The following is a 6,523-nucleotide window of genomic DNA, read 5'->3' on the forward strand; positions in this document are numbered from 1 at the left end:
ACAGGACCGTTGAGCGCGGCTCTTTAGGACCTGTCTTCTGATCCTCAACCGTTTGACGCTTTCGCCATTTTGCAACTGTTTTCGGGTTGATCCCGAACTCCTCGCTCAGCGTCGCGAGCGAAGCCTGCGATCGCTGTAGTGCTGCTCGCACGGCGTGCGTGGTCGTGGCGCTGCCATGACGTATCTGTCCCATAAGGCTTCCTTCCACTCGCGTGAAAATATCACACCATCAAAACACGGGACTAAACAGCTAGGCTCAGGATTTTGGTAACGTATTGACCTTGTGATCGAGCAATCAGTGATTTTGGCACGCAGGCGAATACATAATACCTTTTCCTCCTAGCCTTCTCCGGCATTGGAGCGGACCGTCAAAGTATGATCACGAACAAAACGTATCTCCGGCATGCTTTGCACTTGTTCAAATAGACGTTTGCTAGTCGCAGATATAAGGGTGCTAAGCCACGCAACCAATGCTTGCCGCTCTGCAAAAAATGCCAGTGCATCGTCGAAATCAAAGCGTGGCATTTTTACCTGCTTGTTTTCCCAACTAAAGCATTCGGTTGTGAAGCTAATGCGCTGCCGATCAGCATCGGAGTGAGCTATGACCTTGTGACGTCGCTCCAACAGTCGCTCATGCAGAGCACGTTCGTTAGAGTTGGGTCTAATTTTGATCTGTTTCAAACTGAGTGAAGGCAAATTGTTAGCTTTTGTGAAGGCACGCCCATAGGCGATTACAGCGGTGTCTTCAAAACATCGATAGCGCCGTCGCTCGACGCGAGTAACGAGGTGATCATCGCCAAGTTCACACATAAATTCTACGGCGCTGCATGCCATCTGGAGATCAGCGAGAGACTGAACCAACCTGATCTGCCCCGGCAGTAGTTGTTCTGCCGCACCATCTCTTATATTTTTTTCCAACTACATTCTCCATCTGGCACCGATAAAATAAGTCTCCTTATAGGGTTTGAGAAATACCACCCGAAAGCCAATCGGAAAATTCCAGAACATGGGAATAATTCGTCGGGCACCAGACTTTTCAGCCCTTCGGTATCTCTTGCCAATCGCTTTCGGCTGGATGAGTCTTCGGCAGTAGGTTGGAAGCCGGCTGATCAGCGTTGGATGCAAGTTCGGAAAATGTCCGGAGAATTAATCGATGCAATCTCGACGGCAAGCGCAAGGCACGTCACTCGCCGAAAACCAGAAAAACGCGCTTGCGTCCATCCAGACGGGAGCCGTCACGAGGCACACACGGGCTATGCTCCTGGCGTATCTTGGGGCCGATCCACCCAACGGTTGTGGGCCGTGTCACAGCCTCGCGGCTGGCAGAGTTGACTACGGATGAAGGTGGGAAGAACGCCGCCTTAACGGTACTCACAACCACCTGCGATATCGTTGTCTGGCAGCGGGCTTCCTCCGCCGCATCATCACGGTCTCAGACTGGAGAAACAGACATGACCAGAGTTCTTTATGGCGATACCTGCGCCCTTGACCGCGCCGAAGTCCAGGGTTTCGTTCACCATGTTCGCGATGACGCGTCTCTGGAGACGTTCCTCAAGGCAGGACACGACACACACCTTGTTCATGCAGAGAGCGCAGAAGGCGTAATCCGCCAGTTCCCTCGCCTCGCGAGCGTCACGATCGAAGCCGCGGCCTGATCTGACGCTCAGAACGTCGGATCACACGCCGATCAGGGTGTCTATAGTCCCAGGCCTGTGATCCCGGTCCGATAAAGCCCTTCGAACAGATCCCCGAGTGCCAGGCGCCGTCGCAAAGTCAGGCGCCGTTGCGCCAGATGATACATCCGGTCATGCAGCAGATGACAGCGCTGACACAGCGCGCGCAGATTGCGAAGCCGGTTGCTGGTGGGGTCATGATTCAGATGCGCCGCCGCCAGCGACACCTTCGTCTGGCGCACCTGCAGAAGCTCGATCAGGTCCGGAGGTGAGACCCGTCTGCCCCGACCGTTGAACCAGTGTCCCGTTTCCGGATGCTTCCATCGGCCACCCGGCAGCACCTGAAGGTAATACCCATGCGGCCGACCGCAGCGCTGACAGATGCCCCCTGCCCGCTCAAACCTCACCTGTCGGCTCAGCTCGGGCCAGTTGGAAGGGTAAAGCGGCTTCAGTTCCGGTCGGATCGGCATTCAGTCTTCGTTAACACATTTCCAGACGGCGTTGGACAGTGTTTGTTCTCCTCTCTGCCCTTCCCCATGCTCCGTGCTATCAGAAGCCGGGTTCAGGTTTCACGGAGGCTTCCATGCTCAGCCATATTCACATTGCAGGCTCGGCAGACGCAGCCCGTGAGGCCCTTCTGGACCGGCTGGACCAGAAGACCCGACAGCAGCTTCCTGCCGGCAGTCTGGAAAACTCTGTTGCACTCCTGTCGACCGGTCGCTTCTCCCCTCGCCTGTCTCTGGTCATTCGCGGCATCGAATACCGCCACAACGAATTTGCCGAGGACACGGTCCTGTCCACCACTGTGGAGACGGCTGAAGACGCTCTGGCTATCGCCAGCGCCCATGTGACTACCCTGCCCTCCGGGCACGACCTAGCGATCGCTCTGGATCTCGAGCCCGATCCTGTCTTCGTGGCCTGGTTCAAGCCGAAAGCGGCCAAGCGGCGCAAAACCGGCTCTCGGGCCGCCACGCTGGTTCCTCTGGCCTCTCCTCTGGGTCAGCAGTCTTCCGCCGTCCTGCAGTGGTTCGACGCCCTGACCGACGAGGCCCTGCCCGACTATGACGGGACGCTGGTGACGGCGGAGCGCGCCTCAAAGACCTATTCCCGGGCGGCGAAGGCAGTGAACACACGCAGGACCTACCGATCGGTCGTGCGCTCCTGGTGCGCATGGGCGGCAGGACATGGTCTCCCTGCCCTGCCCGCCCGCAGCGAGGATGTTGCCGCCTATCTGGCTGATCTTGCGTTGCAGAAGAAGCGACCCGCAACGGTCGACCTTCATCGCGCCGCACTGCGCTATCTGCACCATATCGCACAGCTTCCCGTTCCGACCTCTCATGCTCTGGTCTCCGAAACTGTTGCGGGCATTCGCAGGACGTCGACGGGAAGCACATCCCGTCAGGTCAAAGGGCTAACCTGGGATCTGCTGAGCGAAGTCATTGAACAGATCGATACCACCGAACTCGTGGGCGTCCGCGACAAGGCTATTCTTCTGCTCGGCTTTGCCGGCGCGCTACGGCGGTCCGAAGTGGCGGCGCTGTGCCTGGAGAACGTGGCGCTGGATGATGACGGGATGCGGATCCGGCTGGACCGCTCAAAGGGCGATCGTACCAGTCAGGGTGTCGAGGTAGCGATCCCGAGGGGGATTACCGGTCTCTGCCCGGTTCGCGCTTACGAGGCCTGGCTACGCGTGGCCAGACTGAACGACGCCAAGGGAGCTGTTTTCCGGCGCGTATGGCTACCGTCAACGTCTGAGCCCGGTGAGCCCCCTGCCCTGCCCTCCATGGGCACTGAGGCGCTGTCTGACCGGTCTGTGGCCCGTATCATTCAGAAGCGGTGCACGGATGCAGGACTGACCGGGGATTTCAGCGGGCACAGCCTGCGACGCGGAGCGATCACGACAGGCGCGCGGGATGGCACCGATCTGGTTTCGCTCAAGCGCTTCTCCCGTCATCAGACCTTTGGCGTCGTGGAGAAATATATCGAGGTTGAGGATGCCATGACCACGCATCCTGGGCGGACCCGGTTTTAGAACGTTCTTACTCTGTGTGATTTGGTGAGGACTAAAAAGAGCCTTATCCCATTCAGATTGAGTGATTTGGTGATGATAGCATGTGATTTGGTGAGAGGACGAATATGGTAAAGTGCCGCTTTTCACATCTTGTTCCGTGTGATTTGGTGAGCATACTAATAATAGATTCACTAATAACCATTAGTTCGTCTCACCAGATCACACGAGAGCGGCTGTCTAGCCTACCCGCGCACTAAACAGTGCAGTTCTCCATGGCCATCCTCACCAAAACACACAGTTCTTTCCTTCGGCTTGTAGTTGGTTAGAGCCAGAGAGATGGCTCAAAAGGTTTGGACCACCCAAAAGACCTCCCTCACCAAAACACACGCCTTGAACCTGCTGGCCTCACCAAAACACACACCTGCTTTCCTCAGATGATGTGCAATAAAAGCTTTCTGGGGATGCTCAAGGGCTAACAGTGTGACGACCATCCATAAGCTTTTAGAAGCTCAAGGTAAGCAAGGCGTCTTGGCCTTAGGCTTAGATCGCGATGTAGTCGAGGCTGCATCAGCGTACATGTCTGATGAAGAAAACGGACTAGGCTTTATATATTCGGGCTGGGCTCAATGCGCTTTGCCTCACCGAAGATTACCGGCTCATGAAGCATGGCAAATGTCATCTGATCGGGTGAAGCTAATCATTCAGCCTGGAATAAAGCCTATCCCCAACACTGATGAATTGGAGCATGTTGGCGTACCCTTCGGTGCACATGCGAGGCTGATTTTGCTGTTCTTGCAAACCGAAGCAATAAGAACGAACTCTCGAGAAATTGAGTTAGGTAAAAGCCTAAGACAATGGATTAAGCGGATAGGCATTCAGCCGAGTGGCTCCTCTGCGCGTTCGGTACGAGATCAAGCCGAGCGCATTAGCAGATGTCGCTTAAGTTTCCATATTCATAATAATGAAACGGGAACAAGTGCTCTCGTAAACCAAGCAATTGTCGATGGCGCGCTTTTTGTCTCCGAAGGTGGCGTTCACAGTGATAAAAGTTATCTCGAAGTAGCAAAGCTCTCAGAAGGGTATTTTGAGCAACTTCGTAAGCATCCAGTACCGGTTCAAGAGGCAGCTGTTAGGGCCATTGCAAATAATTCGGCAGCGTTGGACATATACATATGGCTTGCGTATCGGCTTCATGTTCTAAATCAGAAGCGTCTTGTGACTTGGGGGGCTCTAAAAGCTCAATTCGGTCCTAGTTACAAGGAACTCTATCATTTCAAGGCTAAATGGCAGAAGCCTCTAGCCTTAGCGCTCGCCGTCTATCCCGATGCAAAAGTAGAGGTAACAGAGGAAGGATTGATTCTTCATCAGTCCCCTCCCCCTGTAAAACCACGGCTCATTCCGCGAAAGTCAATTTAGCGATCTCGCCACGGAGTTATTTTGCCATTCTCTAGATCAGGTAGAGCAACGGCTACTCCCTTGTCAGCAACAGCCCGCATAATAAACTGCTTAACCGTCATGCCTTGCTCTTCTGCAGCTTTGCCCAAGGCACGCAGAGTGCTCGCTCTAACACGCATGTTATGATTGACAGCTTTGTCCTCTGGAACGACTTCAGCAGGCGGTAATCGTGGGTTAACGCTTCGCGCAGTCTCAAGTGCTTCGGCTGCACGACTTTTCGGCTGCGGGGCGTGTCCTTCTTCGTTTCTGCTGGCTCGTCCAAGCGCAGCAGCGGTGATCTCACTAGCATCGGATCTTTTTCTGGGTTTGAGCGCCATTAGGCTTGCTCCACTTTAGGTATTTTAGAGCTCTCCGGTATCCAACCGATCGACCTCAGTTCGGCAATTAGAGCGGTTACTTCGTCGGCTGCGGTGCCCTTACTGGGTATCGTGCCTGAATAGGAAATCTCTCCAAACGCTGTACGGTGTGAAATTGAGGCTTTCAAAGTAGGAATGCCAGCTTCCTTCAACTCCTGCTCCGCGTGCTTTGTGAGATTAGTGCGAGACAGACGGTTCATTATTGCACGAACTTCAATTTTACGACGTGCCGCTGATGCAAGCCCTTTGGCTTGTTTGATCGTCTCTTCGGCTTGGTTGAGATCTGCGGCGCCAGCAGTCAAAGGAACAAGAATTTGGTCCGCCACAGTCATCGCTACTGCTCCGGCCAAGTTACCAAAGCCCGCCGTGTCGATCAAAACTAGATCGGATGTCTCATCTAGTCCCAGAGCCAGGTCAGCGATTGACCGCTCCGAAGTTTCCGCAACGCAGGTGAATGGCTCTCCTTCGTAGGTGTTGTTATGCCAGTCGGACATCGCTTTTGTCGGGTCAGCGTCAATGACTGCGACTGTCAAACCATCTGCCGCGCAACGCGCTGAAATTATCTGGCATAGGGTGGTCTTTCCGGGGCCGCCTTTGAAAGAAGCGATGGTAAGAATGGGCATTATCCATATTTCTCCTTAGATGTGTGTAATCGATAACACGTCATTACATCGTTACGCAACGCTATAATGACGTAATGACGTAATGACGTAATGACGTTACGAAACGTTAAGACCTGACACTGCCCTGCCCGCGGGGGATATCGAGGGGCGTAAAGCCGTCATTACGTCATGACGGGGGAGCCCGATGGGAGGACGTTCTTCGCTGACATGCTGGATCCGTCATTGCGTAAAGTCGTAATGACAGGACGGTATCCTAGTGACCGGACACTGCCCTGCCTGCGGGAGATATCGAGGGGCGTAAAGCCGTCATTACGTCATGACGGGGGAGCCCGATGGGAGGACGTTCTTCGCTGACATGCTGGATCCGTCATTGCGTAAAGTCGTAATGACAGGACGGTATCCTAG

General features: G+C 54.5%; 7 protein-coding genes and 1 pseudogene. 3 read left to right on the forward strand and 5 right to left on the reverse strand.

Going from position 1 to position 6,523, the window contains the following annotated elements; all coding sequences use genetic code 11:
- Positions 1-193: pseudogene (locus tag KP708_RS15155) on the reverse strand (IS481 family transposase); the annotation flags it as partial.
- A gap of 146 nt (positions 194-339) precedes the next feature.
- Positions 340-918 carry a hypothetical protein gene (locus KP708_RS15160; RefSeq protein ID WP_010505545.1) on the reverse strand — a complete coding sequence of 193 codons (579 nt, stop codon included), beginning with the start codon at positions 916-918 and terminating at the stop codon, positions 340-342.
- A gap of 293 nt (positions 919-1,211) precedes the next feature.
- Here KP708_RS15160 and KP708_RS15900 point away from each other — a divergent pair, with 293 nt between their 5' ends.
- Complete coding sequence (locus KP708_RS15900) at positions 1,212-1,655, forward strand: hypothetical protein (RefSeq protein WP_252347596.1); 444 nt, start codon at positions 1,212-1,214, stop codon at positions 1,653-1,655.
- A gap of 41 nt (positions 1,656-1,696) precedes the next feature.
- Here the strand turns inward: KP708_RS15900 and KP708_RS15170 are convergent, their stop codons facing one another.
- The gene (locus KP708_RS15170) at positions 1,697-2,143 is read right to left on the reverse strand and encodes a hypothetical protein (protein WP_026017750.1); all 447 of its coding nucleotides are present in this window, start codon (positions 2,141-2,143) and stop codon (positions 1,697-1,699) included.
- A 113-nt stretch (positions 2,144-2,256) separates the two neighbouring features.
- On the opposite strand from KP708_RS15170, the gene KP708_RS15175 reads away from it, so the two are divergent.
- Both KP708_RS15175 and KP708_RS15180 read left to right on the forward strand, forming a co-directional pair.
- A complete protein-coding gene (locus tag KP708_RS15175; RefSeq protein WP_026017751.1) occupies positions 2,257-3,705 on the forward strand; it encodes a site-specific integrase in 1,449 nt (482 codons plus the stop codon).
- A 459-nt stretch (positions 3,706-4,164) separates the two neighbouring features.
- Positions 4,165-5,100: a replication protein RepA gene (locus tag KP708_RS15180; RefSeq protein ID WP_026017752.1), complete on the forward strand. Its 936-nt coding sequence runs from the start codon at positions 4,165-4,167 to the stop codon at positions 5,098-5,100.
- On the opposite strand, the gene KP708_RS15185 is transcribed toward KP708_RS15180, so the two are convergent.
- Together KP708_RS15185 and KP708_RS15190 are read right to left on the reverse strand one after the other, a co-directional pair.
- On the reverse strand, positions 5,097-5,456 hold the full coding sequence (locus KP708_RS15185; RefSeq protein WP_010505555.1) for a hypothetical protein: 360 nt from the start codon (positions 5,454-5,456) through the stop codon (positions 5,097-5,099). The genes KP708_RS15180 and KP708_RS15185 overlap by 4 nt on opposite strands.
- Entirely contained in the window at positions 5,456-6,118 is a 663-nt protein-coding gene (locus KP708_RS15190) for a ParA family protein (RefSeq protein ID WP_010505557.1), read from the reverse strand. The genes KP708_RS15185 and KP708_RS15190 overlap by 1 nt, the downstream gene beginning before the upstream one ends.
- Positions 6,119-6,523: the final 405 nt, after the last annotated feature.

This window comes from Gluconobacter sp. P5H9_a (assembly GCF_018812085.1).
Taxonomy (GTDB): domain Bacteria; phylum Pseudomonadota; class Alphaproteobacteria; order Acetobacterales; family Acetobacteraceae; genus Gluconobacter.

Bases quoted from the DNA above. Each gene is read 5' to 3' on its own strand.
- KP708_RS15170 (WP_026017750.1), bottom strand. From the start codon at position 2,143: ATGCCGATCCGACCGGAACTGAAGCCGCTTTACCCTTCCAACTGGCCC.
- KP708_RS15175 (WP_026017751.1), top strand. From the start codon at position 2,257: ATGCTCAGCCATATTCACATTGCAGGCTCGGCAGACGCAGCCCGTGAG.
- KP708_RS15185 (WP_010505555.1), bottom strand. From the start codon at position 5,456: ATGGCGCTCAAACCCAGAAAAAGATCCGATGCTAGTGAGATCACCGCT.
- KP708_RS15190 (WP_010505557.1), bottom strand. From the start codon at position 6,118: ATGCCCATTCTTACCATCGCTTCTTTCAAAGGCGGCCCCGGAAAGACC.